The following is a 17,780-nucleotide window of genomic DNA, read 5'->3' as shown; positions in this document are numbered from 1 at the left end:
CCGGTTGCGTCGACGCTTGATGTGAGGCTGTTTCCCATGTTCGAACCGGTCATAGCGCCCAGCGGTACGCTGCTCGGCCTGCTCCAGCGGGGCCGCGGCGACGGCACACTGCACGCGCTCACCGCCCCGCGCGCCGAGGCGCTCGCGGCCCTGAACCACTGCGTGCTGCGAGATCCCCGCCACGACTGGCAGGTGGAGAACCGCTCCCTGTACTACGCCCGTCTCTTCCTCGACCTGAGCGGCGAGCTGGACGAGATCGAGGCCCACCTCTTCGACGTCGAGGACGCCCTCGACTCCGACGAGTCGCGCACCGGGCTGGCTCTGGCCGTCCTCGGTCACCTGGCCTCGTACGGCAGGCGGGACGCGCTCGAACTGCTGCGCAGGTACGCCGCCACGGGCTCCAACTGGGCCTGGGCGCTGGACGAACTGGCGCTCCGGGACGACGACGCGGGGCTGCGTGCCCTGGCCGCGCCCGTGCTGGCCCGCTTCCCGGCCGATCCCGAGGGCGAGGCCGAGCTGGCCGCCGCCGTACGCGATGCTTTTGAGCCACGGCCGTGGCGGCTGTGGGCCGAGGATCCGCGCGCATCGATCGCCACGCGCGTGCGTGCCGCTCAGGAGGCCGGTTGCTTCGACCGCTGGCAGCGGCAGATGCGACCAACCGGGCCCCGTCCGGGGTGGAGCGTGCAGGCGGTCTTCGAGTGGGCCCAGCAGGGCATGGAGCGCGGTGCCGCGCTCCATGTGCCCGCCGCGCGATGCCTCACGGCCGTCGCGGGGCCCGAGGACCGGCCCGAGATCGTCGCCGCCGCCAAGGACGGCACCGACGGAGCCCGCTGCACCGCGTTGCGCTACCTCGCCGACAGCAATGATCCGGACGCCCTCGACCTGATCGAGGCGGCCGTGGTCACCGGCTCACCGGCCGTCGTGGAGGCCGCCGTCGACGCATTCGAACGGATGCGCAGTGTCGCCGCCGTCGACCGCGCCCGCGGCTGGGCCCGACGGCCCGATCCGCTGGGCGCCGCCGCCGGACGCATGCTCGCCTGTCGCGGCGGAGCCGAGGACAAGGACCTCGTCCTCGCGGCGCTGCGCGAGGCCGTACGCGGCGAAGGCCCCGACGCGCCGACCCTGTGGACCCTCGTAGACGGCACCGGACGGCTCGGCATCGCCTGCGCCGCCCCCGTCCTGCGCCATATCTACCGCGAGACCGCCTCGTCCCATCTGCGCGGCCGCACGGCCCGCGCCCTCGCCGCCACCGATCCCTCCTTCCCCTCCGGCTTCGCCGTCGAGTGCCTGTGGGACTGCGAGGAGTCCACCCGCGAGATCGCCGCCCGCCACGCCGAGACCGGCGACACACGCGTCGTCGAGCGGCTGCGCCGCCTCGCCGCCGACCCGGCGGAGGAGGACGAGGTGCAGACGGCCGTACGCAGCCGGATCGGGCCGGACACGACGACCGGCTGATCATGGGGCCGGACGCGACGATCCGCTGATCATCCGGGCGGACACGACCGCCGGCTGATCATCGCTCGGGACGTGTGCTCACGCTGTGAAGGTCGGGGAGATCCGCCCGCCGGGTGAACACCGGATGACCTGCGGGTCAGGCACGCATGGACGTGATCTGACCCGCTCGGGGGCGCAGCGGAACGCTCATGGGACGTTTGTCGTTCGGAAAGATCCACTTTGACGCGGCCACGTCCGGTACGGCGACAACACCGGTATGCGTGTCGTCATCGTGACCGAATCCTTTCCCCCCGATGTGAACGGCGTGGCCCACTGCGCGCTCCAGACCGCCCGACACCTCGTCGATCGCGGTCACGCTCCCCTCGTCGTCGCCCCGGCCCCCGCTCCCGGCAACAAGGCAGCCGCGTCTCTGGCGCCCTGCCCCGTCGTCCATGTCCCCTCCCTCCCGCTCCCCGGCTATCCCCAGGTCAGGGTCGCGCTCCCCAGTCGACGCCTCGCCGCCGCGCTGATCCAGCACCAGCCCGACGTCGTGCACCTGGCCAGCCCCTTCGTCCTCGGCGTCCGCGGCATGGCCGCCGCCGCCCGGCTCGGCATCCCCGCCGTCGCCGTCTACCAGACCGACCTGGCCGGATACGCCCGCACCTACATGGGCGCCGGTGAGGCCGCCGCCTGGCGGCGCATACGCTCCGTCCACTCCGCCGCCGACCTCACTCTCGTCCCGTCCAGTGCTTCCATGAACGATCTCGAAACCCACGGGGTTCCCCGGCTCAAGCTGTGGGCGCGCGGCGTGGACACCGCCCGCTTCCGCCCCGAACTCCGCGACGAGGCGCTGCGCCGTGAACTCGCCCCGAACGGCGAGGTCATCGTCGGCTACGTCGGGCGGCTCGCCCCGGAGAAGCACATCGAGCTGCTCTCCGGCGTGTGCGGCACACCGGGCGTGAAGGTCGTGATCGTCGGCGACGGGCCCAGCCAGGCCGCGCTCGCCGAGGTGCTGCCCGGTGCCGTCTTCCTCGGCCGCCGCGGCGGGGACGACCTCGCCCGGATCTTCGCCTCGTTCGACGTCTTCGCGCACACCGGCCCCTTCGAGACCTTCTGCCAGACCGTGCAGGAGGCCATGGCCAGCGGTGTGCCCGTCGTCGCGCCCGCCGCGGGCGGTCCGCTCGACCTCGTCGACCACGGGCGCACCGGCCTGCTGGTGCCGCCGCGCGACGCCTCCGCTGTGCGGGACGCCGTCCAGACCCTGGCCGCCGACCCGGCGCTGCGGGCCGCGTACGGGGCCGCAGGACGCGCCACGGTCGAGGGCCGCACCTGGGCGGCCATCGGCGACCAGCTGATCGGTCACTACGCGGACGTGCTCGCCGCCCGCCGGGCGGTGGTGGCGGCATGACCGGCGCCATGACCGGCCTGCGCATCGTCCGGCTCGCGAACTTCGTCGCCCCCGCCTCGGGGGGCCTGCGCACCGCGCTGCGCGAGCTGGGCAAGGGCTTCAAGCTGGCGGGCCACGATCCCGTCCTGGTCGTGCCGGGCGAGAAGTACAGCGACTGCGACACCGAGCAGGGCCGGGTGATCACCCTGCCCGGCCCGATGCTGCCCGGCACCGGCGGCTACCGCGTGCTCGTCGACAAGCGTCGCGTCGCGTCCCTCCTGGAGGAGCTCGCCCCCGACCGCCTGGAGGTCTCCGACCGCACGACCCTGCGGTGGACCGGCAAGTGGGCCCGCCGCGCGCGGGTGCCCGCCGTGATGGTCTCCCACGAGACCGCCGACGGCGTCCTGCGCACCTGGGGCCTGTCCGAGAACCTGTCCCGGCGCGCCGCCGACGCCCTCAACGTCCGTACGGCCCACACGTACTCGAAGGTCGTGTGCACCACCGAGTTCGCCGAACGGGAGTTCGTGCGGATCGGCGCCCGCAACGTCGTACGGGCTCCGCTGGGCGTCGACCTGATGAACCGGCGTCCCACCCTGCGTGACGCGGCGCTGCGCGCAACCCACGCGCGTGCGGACGAGACGCTGCTGGTGATGTGCTCCCGGCTCTCCGTGGAGAAGCGGCCCGGCACCGCGCTGGACGCCCTGGAGGCGCTGCGCGGGCGCGGCGTGCGGGCGGTGCTCGTGGTGGCCGGGAACGGGCCGTTGCGCGCACGGCTGGAACAGCGGGCGCAGGAGCGCGACCTGCCGGTGACCTTCCTCGGGCATGTCGCCGACCGCAGCCTGCTCGGCGCGCTTCAGGCCTCCGCCGACGTGTGCCTGGCTCCCGGGCCCGCCGAGACGTTCGGGCTCGCCGCGCTGGAGGCCATGGCCTGCGGCACGCCCGTCGTGGCGAGCGCGTCCTCCGCGCTGCCGGAGGTGATCGGATCCGCCGGGGCGACCGCGGCGGACCACGGGGACGCCTTCGCGGACGCCGTGGAGATGCTCCTCGACCGCCCGGAGCGCGAGCGCCGGGAGGCGGCACGCGCGCGTGCGGAGTGCTTCGGCTGGGGCACGGCGGTGGACGCCTTCCTCACCGCGCACGACGCGGCGGTGCCGGCGCGTCCCTTCGCGCGTGCGGAGGGCGCGGCATGAGACCGCTGCGCTACGTCGCCCTCGGGGACTCGTTGACCGAGGGGGTGGGCGATCCCGTCGGGAACGGGTGGCGCGGCTGGGCCGCGCTGCTCGCCGGCGGGCTGTCCGAACCGTCCGCCGAGTTCACCAACCTCGCGGTCAGCGGGGCACAGACGCGGGACGTGCTAGAGACCCAGTTGCCCGCCGCGCTGGCCCTGCGGCCCGACGTCGCGTCCGTCCTCGTGGGCGTCAACGACACGCTGCGCAGCACCTTCGACATAGAGAAGATCGCCGAACGCCTGGACCGGGTCTACGCGGCGTTCACCCGACAGGGCGCCGCCGTGCTCACGGCCTGCCTGCCCGACCCGGGCACGATGCTGGGCCTGCCGGGGGTCCTGGGCAACCCGCTGGCCCGGCGGCAGCGGGCCGTCAACACGGTGGTCCACACGCTGTCCGAGCGGTACGGGGCGGTGCATCTGCACGCGGTCGACGACGTCTGGATCATGGACCGCGCGATGTGGAGCGCGGACCGGCTGCACCCCGGGGAGCGCGGACACCGGCAGATCGCCCTGCGCTTCCACGGGATGCTGGCGCACCGGGGCATCGCGACGGAAACGGCGCCTTCGCCCGAGCCCGAGTTCCCGCCGCCCACCAAGTCGGCGAGCCTGCTGTGGCTGGCCACCGCCGGTACCGCCTGGGTGATCCGGCGGTGCAACGACCTGCTGCCGCAGCTGCTGGGCCTGGCCGTCGACGAGATGCGGCACCGCGCGCGGGGCACCGGCGGCCGGCTCGACCTGCGCGCGGCACAAGAGGTGTCCAGGGCGCTGGCCGCGCTGCCGGGACCGGCGTGGCCTGGGCTGCGCTCGGTTCCGGGGCGGCAGCCCGCACCGGAGGCGGCGTAGCGCGCGCGGTGTGTGGTGCGCGCATGTGTGGCTCACATGTGTGGCTCACATGTGTGGCTCACGTGTGCGTGGCGGGCCTCAGCGACGGCGTACGGCCACGAAGCGCACTGGCGTGCCCGGTACCGCCTGGGCGGCGGCCGGGAGGTCGGCCGCGCGGACGACGGCGATCACCGGGTAGCCGCCCGTGGTCGGATGGTCGGCCAGGAACACGACCGGCCGGCCGTCGGGCGGGACCTGGACCGCGCCCAGCACCATGCCCTCACTGGGGAGTTCACGGATGAGGCGCCGTTCCAGGGCGGGGCCTTCGGTGCGCAGCCCGATGCGGTTGCCGGCCGGGGACACGCTGTAGGCGCGGGAGGTGAAGGCGCGCACCGCCTCCGGCGTGAACCAGTCGTCGCGCGGGCCCAGCGTCACCCGCAGGACGAGTTCGGCGGGGGGCGCCGGCTGCGGGGCGACGTCCACGCGCGCGTGGAGCCCCGTCGGCCGGCCCAGAGGCAGCACCGCACCGTCCGTGAGCGGCGGTGGGCCGAGGCCCGACAGGAGGTCCGTGGAGCGGCTGCCCAGGACCGGCTCCACGGCGATGCCGCCCGCGACGGCCACATAGCTGCGTACGCCGGAGACGGCCGCGCCGACGTCCACCAGCGCACCGGCGGGCACCCGCACCGGAGCGCCCCAGGCGACCGGGCGCCCGTTCAGCGTGACACGGCAGGACGCGCCGCCGACCGCCACGGTGACCGTCGAACGAGGCCGCACCGCACAGCCGTTGAGCGTCGTCTCCAGCACCGCGGCCTCGGGGCCGTTGCCGACCAGACGGTTGACCAGCGCCGCCGCCGGCCCGTCCAGCGCACCCGAGCGGGGTACGCCGAGGTGGGCGTGGCCGGGGCGGCCGAGGTCCTGCACGGTGGTGAGCGCCCCGGCGCGTACGACGGAGAGCGCGCGGTCGGTCATGAGCTCCCCACCGGAACGAAGCGCACGCGCGTGCCCGGCGACAGGAGCGCGGCCGGCACGCGCGTGTGGTCCCACAGGACGGTGTCCGTGGTGCCGATCAGCTGCCAGCCACCCGGCGACGAGCGCGGGTACACGCCCGTGTACGGGCCCGCCAGCGCCACCGCACCCGCGGGTACGGCCGTGCGCGGAGTGGCCCGCCGGGGGACGTCGTAGCGCGGGGGCAGGCCGGTGAGGTAGCCGAATCCGGGGGAGAAACCGCAGAAGGCGACGCCGAATTCGGTGTCCGCGTGGATGCGGGCCACCTCGCGCGGGGAGACGCCCCAGTGCGCGGCGACCTCCGCCAGGTCCGGGCCGTCGTAACGCACTGGCAGTTCGACGACGTCACGCGCGCGTGGGGGAGCGGGCGGCACGTCGGACGTGGACAGTTCGGAGGCCAGGCGGGCCGGGTCGGCGAGGCCGTCGAGCAGCACCGTGCGGGCCGCCGGGACGATTTCGCGGACCGAGAGCGAGCCCGCGGCGCGGCGCCTCAGCAACTCGGCGTGCAGCGCCTGGGCCTCCGCCCCCGAGGACACCTCGACGAGCAGGGCGTCGTCGCCGACGGGCAGCGCCCTCATACGAAGGCCTCCACCCGGACACCCGACTCCTCCAGCCGCGCCCGCACCCGCCGGGCCAGCTCGACGGCGCCGGGCGTGTCCCCGTGCAGGCACAGGGAACGCGCGCGTACCTCGACCCGGGAGCCCGAGTGGGAGGTGACCACGCCGGAGCGGGCCAGGCCGACCGAGCGCTCCACGACGGCCTCCGGGTCGGCGACCACGGCGCCGTCGTGGCCACGCGGCACCAGCGTGCCCTGCTCGGTGTACGCGCGGTCCGCGAACGCCTCCGTGACGGCCGGGAGACCGGCCTTGGCGGCCAGCTCCAACAGCCGCGAGCCGGGCAGGCCGAGCACGGGCAGGGAGGCGTCCGCGAGGAGCACACCGTCGACGACTGCACCGGCCTGCTCCTCGTCGTGCACGACGCGGTTGTAGAGCGCGCCGTGCGGCTTGACGTACGACACGCGCGTGCCCGCCGCCCGCGCGAAGACCTCCAGGGCGCCGATCTGGTAGGCGACTTCGGCCGCCAGCTCGGTGGGCGGTACGTCCATCGCGCGCCGCCCGAACCCCGCCAGGTCCCGGTAGGAGACCTGGGCGCCGATCCGCACCCCGCGTTCGGCCGCCTGCTCGCACACCCGCCGCATGGTGGCCGCGTCCCCGGCGTGGAAGCCGCAGGCCACGTTGGCGCTGGTGACGACGGACAGCAGCCGTTCGTCGTCGGTGAGCTGCCAGCGGCCGAAGCCCTCGCCGAGGTCGGCGTTGAGATCGATCGAGGTCATGAGTCCTTCAGGCTCTCGGGACGGGGTCTTGTCGGGGACTTGGTGTCGGGGCTTGTCACGGGACGCTTCGTCGGGGCTTGTCACGGGACTGTGTGCCGGGGCTTGTCAGGGGCCTTCATGCCGGGGCCTTGCCACCCCTCCCGTCAGGCGACCGCGCCGATGCGGAACTGCTCGTCGCGGGCGTCGGTCAGGAACATCTGGCCCGGTGCGTGGGTGATGGCGAACGGCGGGCGGGAGGCCATCACCGCTGCCTGCGGGGTGACTCCGCAGGCCCAGAACACCGGGATGTCGTCCGGCTCGGCGTCCACCGGATCACCGAAATCGGGTCGGCCGAGATCGGCGATGCCCAGCGCCCACGGGTCCCCGCAGTGCACGGGGTCGCCGTGCACCGCCGGCAGGAGGCTGGTCTCCCGGAGCGCCGCCGCCAGATGCTCCGGCGGCACCGGGCGCATGGAGACCACCATCGGGCCGCGCAACCGCCCCGCCGGACGGCACTGGCGGTCGGTCACGTACATCGGCACATTGCGGCCCTGCTCGATGTGGCGGATCGGGACGCCCGCCGAAGCCAGGGTCCACTCGAAGGTGAAGCTGCAGCCGATCAGGAACGACACCAGGTCACCGCGCCAGTGCGCGCGCACGTCCGTCGGCTCGTCCACCAACTCGCCGTCCCGCCATACCCGGTAGCGGGGCAGATCGGTGCGCAGATCCGCGCCGTCGGCGAGGACGGTCGTCCAGGAACCGGCGTCCGTGACGTCCAGGATCGGACAGGGCTTGGGATTGCGCTGGCAGAACAGCAGCATGTCGTACGCCCAGTCGGCGGGCACCGAGATCAGGTTGACCTGGGTGTGGCCGGCCGCGACCCCTGCCGTGGGGCCCGTGAGGCCCTCCCGGAAGCGGGCGCGTGCCGTTTTCGGGCTCCACGCGTGCGCGTGCTCGTCGACGAGGGTGAGCGGGCGGTCTTCGGTCATGGCGGTGAGGGGGCGGTCTTCGGTCGTGATGAGGGGGCGGTCTTCGGCCATGAGGGTGAGCGGGTGGTCTTCTGTAGGCTTCACACCAGCTCCTTCCCGCGCGTCTCCGGCAGCCCGAGCAGGGCCAGTGCCGCGATGCCGTAGCCGATCGCGCCGAAGACGAGCGCCCCGCCCACGCCCCAGCTGTCGGCCAGGAAGCCGACCGTGGTGGGGAAGACGGCGCCCACCGCGCGGCCGGTGTTGTAGGTGAAGCCCTGTCCCGTGCCACGCACCGCCGTCGGGTACAGCTCGCTCAGGTACGACCCGAAGCCGCTGAAGATCGCCGACATGCAGAACCCGAGCGGGAAACCGAGGACGAGCAGCAGGGTGTTGGCGCCGCCCGGGATGTTCGCGTACACCAGGATGCAGACCGCCGACAGCAGGGCGAACAGCCAGATGTTGCGCCGCCGGCCCAGCCGGTCGGTGAGGTAACCGCCGGTCAGGTACCCGATGAAGGCGCCCGAGATCAGGAACGTCAGATAGCCGCCGGTACCGACGACCGACAGCTCGCGCTCGGTCTTCAGATAGGTCGGCACCCAGGTGGCGAGGGTGTAGTAGCCGCCCTGGACACCGGTGGAGAGCAGCCCGGCGAAGATCGTCGTACGCAGCAGGCCGGGCTTGAAGATCGCCGCGAAGGAACCCTTCTGCGCGCTCTGTTCACGCACGGCCACAGCCTCGGGGGCGTCGTGCACGCGGCGCCGCATCCAGATGACGAGCAGCGCGGGCAGTGCGCCGGTCCAGAACATCACGCGCCACGCCACGTCGTCGTCGACGAGCGAGAAGACCAGCGTGTACATGATCGCGGCCAGCGCCCAGCCGACGGCCCACGAGCTCTGGATCGCCCCGAGCGTGCGCCCCCGGTGCCTGGCGCTCGCGTACTCGGCGACGAGGATCGCGCCGACCGCCCACTCGCCGCCGAAGCCGAGGCCCTGGAGGGCGCGGAAGACCAGCAGCGTCTCGTAGTTGGGCGCGAAGCCGCAGGCGACGGTGAAGACCGCGTAGGTGACCACCGTGATCATCAGCGCCCTGACCCGGCCCATACGGTCGGCCAGCACTCCCGCGAGGGCGCCGCCGATCGCGGAGACCACGAGCGTGACGGTGGTGAACAGGCCGGTCTGGCCGCTGTCCAGGCCGAAGTACGCGGCCAGCGCCACCATGCTCAGCGGCAGCGTGAAGTAGTCGTACGAGTCCAGGGCATAGCCGCCGAAAGCGCCCGCGAAGGCGCGGCGCCCGCGCGGCCCCAGGGCGCGCAGCCAGCCGAACGCGCCGTCATCGGCGGCGCGTTCGTCGGTCGTGGGGTGGGTGTTCGTCATGGCCTGCGGTGGAGGGGTCGTGCTCATGGGCACCTCGCAGAGAGGGGACGGAGGGTGCTGTGGATTGAGCCGTGCCGGTTCGCAGTACCGTAGAGGATTGTTCAACGATCCCTCAATACCCATGTTGGTTCGTTCTTGGCATCTGCGATTGAATTCCGGCATGGCAGAGCAGCTGACCTCACTCGCCGAGGACCGCGCCCTCCTGGGCCGCACCAGCACCGCGGAGCGGGTCGCGGACATCCTCCGCAGCCGCATCGCCGAGGGGTTCTTCCCGCCCGGCACCCGGCTGTCGGAGGACAGCATCGGTGGCGCGCTCGGTGTCTCCCGCAACACACTGCGCGAGGCGTTCCGGCTGCTCACCCATGAACGCCTCCTCGTGCACGAGCTCAACCGAGGCGTGTTCGTGCGGGTCCTGACCGTGGAGGACGTGGAGGACATCTACCGGACGCGCGGACTCGTCGAGTGCGCCGTCGTACGGGGGCTCGGTGAGCCTCCGTACGGTCTGGACGGCCTCGCGGCGGCCGTCGAGGAGGGCCGCCGGGCGTCTGCCGAGGATGACTGGAACGGTGTGGGTACGGCCAACATCCACTTCCACCGGGAACTGGTCGCCCTGGCCGGGAGTGCCCGCACCGACGAACTGATGCGCAGCGTCTTCGCCGAGCTGCGGCTCGCCTTCCACGTGGTGGACGACCCCAAGCGGCTGCACGAGCCGTACCTGGCCCGCAACCGGCAGATCCTCCAGGCCTTGGAGGCGGGGGACAGGGCCGAGGCCGAGAAGCTCCTCCGGGTGTACCTCGAGGACTCGCTTGAGCGGGTTGTGGAGGTCTATAGGCGGCGGGTGACAAGCGCCCCGTAAGAGGCGCGGGGAACTGCGCGACCAGCCCCATGCGGCCCGCAGCCGAGACGCAACCCGCAGTTCCTCGGCTCTCCCAGCGGAGCCCGCTCGTTTGGGTCGTTGTCAGACCGAGGACCTAGTCTGTGCACCGTGACTTCACCCGCACCGACGGACCGTGTTCCGCCCCAGCTCAGCGCGGGGCCGCGCCCTGCTCCGGGCCCGGCCGCCGACGAGGGACTGGCGCGGCGGCTGCGCGCGCTCGCCTGCACCGCGCCGCTGCACGACCTCGACGCGCGCAAGGCCAACCTCGCGGGCGAGTACTCGGTGTACGGCATGGCGGAGGTGGCGCTCGCCGCCATCGACCTGGTCACGCTCAACATGGACTTCGACACGGGCGCCGACCACGACCAGATCGTCGCCCGGCTCATCCCGCGCATCGCCGCCCAGGCCCCTCGGCGTCCCGTCGCCGAGCACGAGCGCGTGGCCCGCTGGGTCCTGGAGAACCTGATCAACGTCGGCAGCGTGGACCGCGGCTTCCGGGCCGTGTACGGCACCTTCACGCAGGACGGCAGCTATGTCCGCCGTGACTACGACTTCAAGCTGATCGAGGAGGTTCCGGGCCCGGGCGGCACGGTGTACCTGCGGACGACGGACGAGGCGGTCAACGTCCTCGTCGGCGCCCTCGACACCGATGTCACCAGCGCCCAGATCGCCGCCGAGGTCAAGCTGGAGGTCCTGATCAACCGCGGCCGCCTCGCCGATGCGCAGCTGGCCGCCGAGCAGGCCCGCTACCGGACCGTGCAGTACTCCGAGACCCTCCGCAAGGCACTGGAGGCGACCCGGCGCAACGTCCGGGCGGTGGACTGGCTGAACGCCGTACCGGACATGATCGCCGAGGCGCTCGACCACGTCGCCGACCGGTACCGGCACGAGAACGCGATCCTCACGAACATCCGCAAGGCACGGGACGAGACCGAGGACCCGGAGCACAAGCGCCGCGCGGCCGAGCTCGTCGACATCGTCAAGGACTGCATCCGGCGCCACACCCAGCTGCAGCCCCGCCTGCTGGAGGCCGGGCCCCTGTTCCGCGCCGAGCAGGACCGGCAGGCCTTCGCGACACCGATGACGACGTCGGGGATAGACCTGTACGGGCATCTCGTCGCGCCCGTGCTGCCCCTGCCGCTGGAGCAGGCGGTCCGGGTCACGGATGCCTTCTTCGCGCGCGGGACCGGGTTGCGCACACCGGCGTCGGTCCGGGTCGGCGACCTCGTCGACCTCCTGCTGACGCCACCGGTGGAGCGGGAACACCTGGGGGCCGAGATGCCCGAGCCGGATCTCATCGCCACACCGGACGACAGCCGGTTCAGCGAGGAGCAGCTGGCCGCCGCGATGAACCTGCTGGACCTGCCGGCCGACGCCCCGCGCCGGCTGTCCGGTCTGCTGGCGGACGCCCGTCGCCAGGACCCCGACCTCCCGTATCTCGTGGCCCTGCTGGCGGTTCACGCGGCCAGTCCACCGGTCGGGACCGCCTACCGGCAGGGGGAGGAGAAGCTGCTGTTCGCCGTGGACGACGGGACGGAGCTGGACGATCCCGAGTTCGGCGGGGCCGACCTGATCGTGGGGACGGCCCTGCTGGACGCGGCCGGGATGGCCGCCGACAGGACGGAAGCAGCATGAGCGAACACCGGCAGGGCGCAGCATGAGTGAGCAACACCAGAGCAAGGAGCACCAACCGTGAGCGAGCACGTCGAGTGGAGTGACGCGGAGGCCCCCGCCCCGTCGGCGACCGCCGCCGTCACCCCCGCGGACGCCGCCGACGCGGCCCGGCTCGTTGCCTTCGGCCTGCAGCCCAAGCTGCAGCCCGCCCGGGACCAGGAGTACACCGAGCTGCTGCGGCGCTATCGCGAGGACCCCCCGTTCGCGCGGCTCGCGGACGCCGTGGCCGCGGGGCTGGGACTGGTCGTGCTGGAGGTGTCCCCGCGCGCGGGGATGGCGGTGACCGCCGCCGAGGACTCGGTGTTCGCCGTGCGGATGGGCGACTACGCGCGCCGTACGTCCGCCGACGGCAGCGACCGGTTCCTGCACGGGCTGGCCCATCTCGCCGTCGCCGCCATGGCGTTCCCCCGGCCCGAGGACCTCGCCGACGACGGCTACATCGGCCGGGTCACGGTCAACGGCGTGGACGCCTTCGTACGGCAGGCCTGCCGCCGGCTGGAGGAGCGGGCGGCCGAACAGGGGGAGAACACCGACCCCGCCACGGACGCGCCCGGGCTGGAGGCCGCCTGGCGGATCTGGGTCAGACGCAGCGCCACCGGCGCCACCAAGGACGCCCGCCGGCTCGCGGGCTCCACGACCGGCATCATCGGCAAGGCGGTGGCCTTCCTCACCGACTCCGGGTTCCTGCAGCGCACGGGCGACGACAACGGCGGCACCTACCGGACGACCGCCCGCTACCAGCTCCAGGTGCGCGACATGGCGGGCAGCGCCGCCATGGCCGAACTGCTGGAGCTGGGCGTGGTCCCGGTCACCGACGGCACGCCGACCCTGCTGCCCGCCGAGGACACGGACGACCTGGAGCTGGTGGCCGAAGCCGGCCTGCCGTTCCACTCCGCCTGACGCCCCGACCCCGTCCCTGATCTTCCGAACGTCCCTGATCTGACGAAGACTTACGAGAGTCCGCCATGTACGAGCTGTCCCGGGTCCGCCTCTACTCCATCGGACCGGCCGGTGCGCGCTACGCCGACACCGTGCTTGACCTGCGCGGTGTGGGCGAACCCGTGCCCGACCCCGCGCCGACGCAGGCGGAGTTCTTCGAGGAGGAGCCCGTCGGCCCGCCGCGCCGGCCGGCGCCCGCCGGGGTGCTCTTCCTGGAGAACGGCGGCGGTAAGTCGGTCCTGCTCAAGCTGATCTTCTCCGTGATGCTGCCGGGCCACCGCAACACCCTCGGCGGCGCCAGCTCCGGTGTGCTGCGGAAGTTCCTGCTCGCCGACGACTGCGGGCATGTCGCGCTGGAGTGGCAGCACACGCTCACCGGCGAGTGCGTCGTGGTCGGCAAGGTGAGTGAATGGCGCGGACGCCAGGTCTCCAACGACCCGCGGAAGTTCGCCGAGGCCTGGTACTCCTTCCGGCCGGGTCCCGGGCTGTCCCTGGACAACCTGCCCGTCGCCGAGTCCACCGCCGTACGGCCGCCCGTCGAGGGCCAGTCGGGGGCACAGGGGCGCCGGCGCACCATGAAGGGCTTCCGGGACGCCATCACGGAGGCCGGCAAGGCGTATCCGCATCTGGAGGTGCACTGGGAGGAGATCCACGACCGCTGGATCGAGCACCTCGGTGACCTCGGCCTCGACCCCGAACTCTTCCGCTACCAGCGGGAGATGAACGCCGACGAGGGTGAGGCGGCCGGCCTCTTCGCGGTCAAGAAGGACTCCGACTTCACCGACCTGCTGCTGCGCGCCGTGACCGACACGCGCGACACCGACGGACTCGCCGACCTGGTCAGCGGCTTCGGCAACAAGCTCGGCCGACGCGCCGAGCTCATCGCCGAGCGGGACTTCACCGCCGGGTCCGTGGACCTGCTCGGACGGATCATCGAGGCCGCCGAGGCACGCTCACGCGCGCGTGACATCCACGCCGGTGCCGAGCGGCGGACCCGGACCCTGGCCCGGCGGCTGTCCGCGCGGGGCGCCCAGGAGCGCGTGCGCGCGGGCGACCTCGCCCAGCGGGTCACCGCCGCCGCGTACGCCGTCACGCACGCCGAGGCGGCGCGCGAGCGCAGCGCGCTGATCGCGGCCGAACTCGCCTACCGGCACGCCTCGCTGGCGCTGGCGGCGGCCGAGAAGTCCGCGGCCGCGCAGAAGCGCGAGCTCGCCGACGCGCGCACCCTGCACTCCGCCTGGCAGGCCGCCGAGGCCGTGCTGCGGCACCGCGCCGCCGCCGACCGCGTCGCGCGCGTGGCCGCCGCGATCCGGGAGGCCGAGCGGGACGCGGCCCCCGCGCTCGCCGCCCGCGCCAAGGCCGCCGTCGATCTCGTACGGGCCCTGCACGCGGCGGCGGAGAGCGCCGAGACCCTCGCCAACGAGGAGGAGGAGCGGTCCGCCGCCCTCCAGGAGGTCAGCGAGTCCGCGTACCGGGACTCCACCACGGCCGCCACCGAGGCGCAGCGCGCCCGCAGCGAGATCGGGCACCTGAAGCAGCGCTTGTCCGAGGTCGAGCAGGAGACCGCCGAGGCCGTCCGCGCGGGCTGGCTCGACGACAGTGCACCGGACGCCGACCCGGCTCGGGCGGCCCTCGCTGCCAGCGACGCCGAGAAGACGGCCGTCGCCGCCTGGGACACCGCCCGTGAAGCCTCCCGGCGCGCCTCGGAACATTCCCGCGAGGCGGCGTCGGCCGAGTCCCGCGCGGAGCTGACGGCGGCTCGCGCGGCGGACGCCGCCGCGGCGGCGGAGCGGTCGTACGAGGCCGAGCGCCGTCTCGCCGAGAGTCTGGCGGCGGAGGAGCGGCTCGCGGAACTGCTCGGCCTGTCCGGGGAGCCCGGCACGAAACGCGGGTCCGTTCCTGCTCCGCGCACGGGCGACGACGGCAAGGGGAGCACGGCCGCGCGCGACGACGCCCAGGCGCTCGCACCGAGCACCTCCCCTGAGGGCTCCCTCACGCCACAGGAGCTGGACCGGTTCGCCGACGAGCTGCGCGAACTGCTCGACGACGCCGTCTCCGGCGCCGAGCGTCATCTCTTCGAGCTGCGTACGGCAGCTGCCGACGACTCCCGGATCCTCGGCGCGCTCGGTGACGGCGGTCTGCTGCCGCCCGGCCCCGACGTGCTGGCCACCGTGGAGTTCCTCGGCGAGCAGGGCATCCCCGCGCTGCCGGGCTGGCGCTACCTCGCCCAGGCCGTCGACCCGGCCGACCACGCGCGCGTGCTGGCCGCACGGCCCGAACTGGTCGACGGTGTGATCATCACCGACCCGGACACACACGCGCGGGCGCGCGAGGTGCTGAGCGACGCGGCCCTGCTGCCCCGGTCGGCTGTCGCCGTCGGTACGGCCGCCGCCCTGCTGGCCCCGACACCCGCGCCGGATGCCCAGAGCGGCGACGTCTTCCTCGTGCCGCCGAACCCCGCCATGCACGACGAGCACGCCGCCGACGAGGAGCGGCAGGCACTGCGCGCGCGGGCGACCGAGCGGGACGAGCAGATCCGCACGCTGGCGGCACGACTCGGCAAGGACCGGGAACTGGCGGCCCGGCTCGCCTCGTGGCGTACCGGCTGCCCGGCCGGCCGGCTGGTCGAGCTGGCGCAGGCGGCCCGGGACGCGCGCGCGTTCGCCGAGGAGTCCGAGGCCGAGCTGGCCGAGGCACGGACCGTGCGGGCCGAGGCCGACGAAGCCGCCGCCGAGGCCGCCCAGGTCCGCGACGAGCGGCAGGAGGCCGCGCAGAAGGCCCGGCGCGCCGCCGACGCCCTGGCCGGGCTGGCCTTCCGGCTGCGCGAGCGGGCCGGCTGGCAGGTCAAGCTGCGCGAACTCGCCGACGAGGCCACGGAGTCCGAGGCCCGGGCCCAGGTCTGCCTGGAGCGTGCCCGCGCCGCCGACGAGGACCGCCGCGCCGCCCAGCGCGCCGCCGACGACGCCCGCCGCACGGCACGCGCGCTGCGCGCCGAGCGCTCGGAGATCGCGGGTGCCCCCGACGACGTGCCGGACACCGACGCGGACGCCCCCAAGGCGTCCCTGCCCGCACTGCGCGAGGCGTACCGGGCTGCCTCCCAGGTGTACGAGAAGGTCGGCGTCGGCGCCGACCTGCGCGCAGAACAGGCCCGTGCGGAGAGCGACGAGAGCGCGGCGCGCGCGGAGCTGGACCGGCTGAGCAACAAGGTCCGTACCCGGGCCGAGCAACTGCTTGAGTCACCCGACGGCTCGGACGGGCCCTCCCGGCAGGCAGCCGCCGCGCGCGCGGAGGAGCTGGTCCAGCTCCTGGAAACCCGGATGTCCAGCGCCAGCGAACAACTCGGCCGGCTGCGCGGCGAGGCCGAGCGGCACGCCCCCGAGGCCGGCGAGGCGCACACCGAGCTGTCCGAGGAACTCCAGCCGCGCGACGCCGAGCACGCACAGGCGCTGCTGCGCACCGCCACCGCGGAACTCGCCTCCCGCACCGAGGCGTTGGCCCAGGCCCGCGAAGCCCACGCGGAACTCCTCCAAGCGCACCGCGCCGCCGAGGACGCGGCCGGCGGCTTCGACGAGATCGCCGCGATGCTGCGCGACCTGCTGCGGGAGCACGCCACGGACGAGGACCAGGAGGTGCCGGAGCCCTACCCCGGCAGCCTGGAGGAGGCCCGGCAGTCCGCCGCCGAGGCCCGGCGGTCGCTGCGCGGCTGCGCCGCCGACCTGTCCGCCGCCGAGGCAGCCGTGCGCGAGGCGAGCGACGTGCTCGTACGACACGCCAACTCCACGCGGTACGAACAGGTCCGCACCCCCGCTCGCCAGCAGATCCGCGAACTGCCCGCCTCCGCGCTGCCGGAGCACGCGCAGAAGTGGGCGGACGCCTTCGCGCCCCGACTGCGCGTGCTCACCGACGAGTTGGCGCAACTGGAGCGCAACCGCGACTCGATCGTCGACCGGCTCCGCGGGCTGGTCGAGTCGGCGCTGGCAACCCTGCGATCCGCCCAGCGGCTCTCCCGGCTGCCCGAGGGGCTCGGCGAGTGGTCCGGGCAGGAGTTCCTGCGCATCCGCTTCGAGGAGCCCGACATGGCCACCCTCACCGAACGGCTGGGCGAGGTCATCGACGAGGCGACCCGGGCGGCGGTGAAGAAGAACTCCGACCTGCGGCGGGACGGTATGTCCCTGCTGCTGCGCGGTGTTGCCGCCGCGCTCCAGCCGAAGGGCGTCGCCGTCGAGATCCTCAAGCCGGATGCCGTGCTGCGCGCGGAGCGCGTGCCCGTCGGTCAGATGGGCGACGTGTTCTCCGGTGGACAGCTGCTCACGGCGGCCATTGCTCTGTACTGCACGATGGCCGCCCTGCGGTCGAACGACCGGGGCCGGGACAAGCACCGGCATGCCGGCACGCTGTTCCTGGACAACCCGATCGGGCGCGCCAACGCGACCTACCTGCTGGAGCTCCAGCGTGCCGTGTCGGACGCACTGGGTGTCCAACTCCTCTACACCACCGGCCTGTTCGACACGACGGCGCTGGCGGAGTTCCCGCTGGTCATCCGACTGCGCAACGACGCGGACCTCAGGGCGGGGCTGAAGTACATCAGCGTCGAGGAGCACCTCCGGCCGGGACTGCCTCAGCAGACTTCGGCCGGAGAGGCGGTGCGCAGCGAGATCACGGCAACCCGGATGTTCAAACGACCGGCCCCGACGACGAGTTGAACCGACCCTGCGGTGAGCGGCTCGTGTTGCGTCGGCTGTGCCGCGCCTCGAGTTCCAT

At 73.6% G+C, this 17,780-nt stretch carries 13 protein-coding genes; 8 read left to right on the top strand and 5 right to left on the bottom strand.

The window, feature by feature from the left end; genetic code table 11:
* Positions 1-36 precede the first annotated feature (36 nt).
* From ACIBU0_RS37315 to ACIBU0_RS37300, 4 genes are all read left to right on the top strand, one after another.
* Entirely contained in the window at positions 37-1,455 is a 1,419-nt protein-coding gene (locus tag ACIBU0_RS37315; RefSeq protein ID WP_398827627.1) for a HEAT repeat domain-containing protein, read from the top strand.
* A gap of 256 nt (positions 1,456-1,711) precedes the next feature.
* Positions 1,712-2,842, top strand: a complete 1,131-nt coding sequence (locus ACIBU0_RS37310) for a glycosyltransferase family 4 protein (RefSeq protein ID WP_398827625.1) — start codon at positions 1,712-1,714, stop codon at positions 2,840-2,842.
* 8 nt (positions 2,843-2,850) lie between these two features.
* Positions 2,851-4,011: a glycosyltransferase gene (locus ACIBU0_RS37305; protein ID WP_398827989.1), complete on the top strand. Its 1,161-nt coding sequence runs from the start codon at positions 2,851-2,853 to the stop codon at positions 4,009-4,011.
* The gene (locus ACIBU0_RS37300; protein WP_398827623.1) at positions 4,008-4,892 is read left to right on the top strand and encodes an SGNH/GDSL hydrolase family protein; all 885 of its coding nucleotides are present in this window, start codon (positions 4,008-4,010) and stop codon (positions 4,890-4,892) included. Before ACIBU0_RS37305 ends, ACIBU0_RS37300 begins: the two co-directional genes overlap by 4 nt.
* Positions 4,893-4,970: 78 nt before the next feature.
* Here the strand turns inward: ACIBU0_RS37300 and ACIBU0_RS37295 are convergent, their stop codons facing one another.
* The 5 genes from ACIBU0_RS37295 to ACIBU0_RS37275 form a co-directional block, all read right to left on the bottom strand.
* Entirely contained in the window at positions 4,971-5,840 is an 870-nt protein-coding gene (locus tag ACIBU0_RS37295; RefSeq protein ID WP_398827621.1) for a biotin-dependent carboxyltransferase family protein, read from the bottom strand.
* A complete protein-coding gene (locus ACIBU0_RS37290; protein WP_398827619.1) occupies positions 5,837-6,454 on the bottom strand; it encodes an allophanate hydrolase subunit 1 in 618 nt (205 codons plus the stop codon). Before ACIBU0_RS37290 ends, ACIBU0_RS37295 begins: the two co-directional genes overlap by 4 nt.
* The gene (locus ACIBU0_RS37285; RefSeq protein WP_398827617.1) at positions 6,451-7,209 is read right to left on the bottom strand and encodes a LamB/YcsF family protein; all 759 of its coding nucleotides are present in this window, start codon (positions 7,207-7,209) and stop codon (positions 6,451-6,453) included. The genes ACIBU0_RS37290 and ACIBU0_RS37285 overlap by 4 nt, the downstream gene beginning before the upstream one ends.
* Positions 7,210-7,352: 143 nt before the next feature.
* The gene (locus ACIBU0_RS37280; RefSeq protein WP_398827987.1) at positions 7,353-8,228 is read right to left on the bottom strand and encodes a putative hydro-lyase; all 876 of its coding nucleotides are present in this window, start codon (positions 8,226-8,228) and stop codon (positions 7,353-7,355) included.
* Positions 8,229-8,257: 29 nt separating this feature from the next.
* Positions 8,258-9,556: an MFS transporter gene (locus ACIBU0_RS37275; protein ID WP_398827615.1), complete on the bottom strand. Its 1,299-nt coding sequence runs from the start codon at positions 9,554-9,556 to the stop codon at positions 8,258-8,260.
* A gap of 133 nt (positions 9,557-9,689) precedes the next feature.
* Here ACIBU0_RS37275 and ACIBU0_RS37270 point away from each other — a divergent pair, with 133 nt between their 5' ends.
* From ACIBU0_RS37270 to ACIBU0_RS37255, 4 genes are all read left to right on the top strand, one after another.
* On the top strand, positions 9,690-10,385 hold the full coding sequence (locus ACIBU0_RS37270) for a GntR family transcriptional regulator (protein ID WP_398827613.1): 696 nt from the start codon (positions 9,690-9,692) through the stop codon (positions 10,383-10,385).
* A gap of 129 nt (positions 10,386-10,514) precedes the next feature.
* Complete coding sequence (locus ACIBU0_RS37265) at positions 10,515-12,041, top strand: hypothetical protein (protein WP_398827611.1); 1,527 nt, start codon at positions 10,515-10,517, stop codon at positions 12,039-12,041.
* Between the two features lie 57 nt (positions 12,042-12,098).
* A complete protein-coding gene (locus tag ACIBU0_RS37260; protein WP_398827610.1) occupies positions 12,099-12,980 on the top strand; it encodes a hypothetical protein in 882 nt (293 codons plus the stop codon).
* 65 nt (positions 12,981-13,045) lie between these two features.
* Positions 13,046-17,722, top strand: a complete 4,677-nt coding sequence (locus ACIBU0_RS37255) for a hypothetical protein (RefSeq protein ID WP_398827608.1) — start codon at positions 13,046-13,048, stop codon at positions 17,720-17,722.
* Positions 17,723-17,780 lie beyond the last annotated feature (58 nt).

This window comes from Streptomyces sp. NPDC049627 (assembly GCF_044465645.1).
GTDB lineage: Bacteria > Actinomycetota > Actinomycetes > Streptomycetales > Streptomycetaceae > Streptomyces.
This window is presented reverse-complemented; position numbering and strand designations above follow the sequence as displayed.

Excerpts from the sequence above, each read along its gene's own strand:
- ACIBU0_RS37310 (WP_398827625.1), top strand. The coding sequence starts at position 1,712 with ATGCGTGTCGTCATCGTGACCGAATCCTTTCCCCCCGATGTGAACGGC.
- ACIBU0_RS37255 (WP_398827608.1), top strand. The coding sequence starts at position 13,046 with ATGTACGAGCTGTCCCGGGTCCGCCTCTACTCCATCGGACCGGCCGGT.
- ACIBU0_RS37290 (WP_398827619.1), bottom strand. The coding sequence starts at position 6,454 with ATGAGGGCGCTGCCCGTCGGCGACGACGCCCTGCTCGTCGAGGTGTCC.
- ACIBU0_RS37280 (WP_398827987.1), bottom strand. The coding sequence starts at position 8,228 with ATGGCCGAAGACCGCCCCCTCATCACGACCGAAGACCGCCCCCTCACC.
- ACIBU0_RS37275 (WP_398827615.1), bottom strand. The coding sequence starts at position 9,556 with ATGAGCACGACCCCTCCACCGCAGGCCATGACGAACACCCACCCCACG.
- ACIBU0_RS37270 (WP_398827613.1), top strand. The coding sequence starts at position 9,690 with ATGGCAGAGCAGCTGACCTCACTCGCCGAGGACCGCGCCCTCCTGGGC.
- ACIBU0_RS37300 (WP_398827623.1), top strand. The coding sequence starts at position 4,008 with ATGAGACCGCTGCGCTACGTCGCCCTCGGGGACTCGTTGACCGAGGGG.
- ACIBU0_RS37315 (WP_398827627.1), top strand. The coding sequence starts at position 37 with ATGTTCGAACCGGTCATAGCGCCCAGCGGTACGCTGCTCGGCCTGCTC.
- ACIBU0_RS37285 (WP_398827617.1), bottom strand. The coding sequence starts at position 7,209 with ATGACCTCGATCGATCTCAACGCCGACCTCGGCGAGGGCTTCGGCCGC.
- ACIBU0_RS37295 (WP_398827621.1), bottom strand. The coding sequence starts at position 5,840 with ATGACCGACCGCGCGCTCTCCGTCGTACGCGCCGGGGCGCTCACCACC.
- ACIBU0_RS37305 (WP_398827989.1), top strand. The coding sequence starts at position 2,851 with ATGACCGGCCTGCGCATCGTCCGGCTCGCGAACTTCGTCGCCCCCGCC.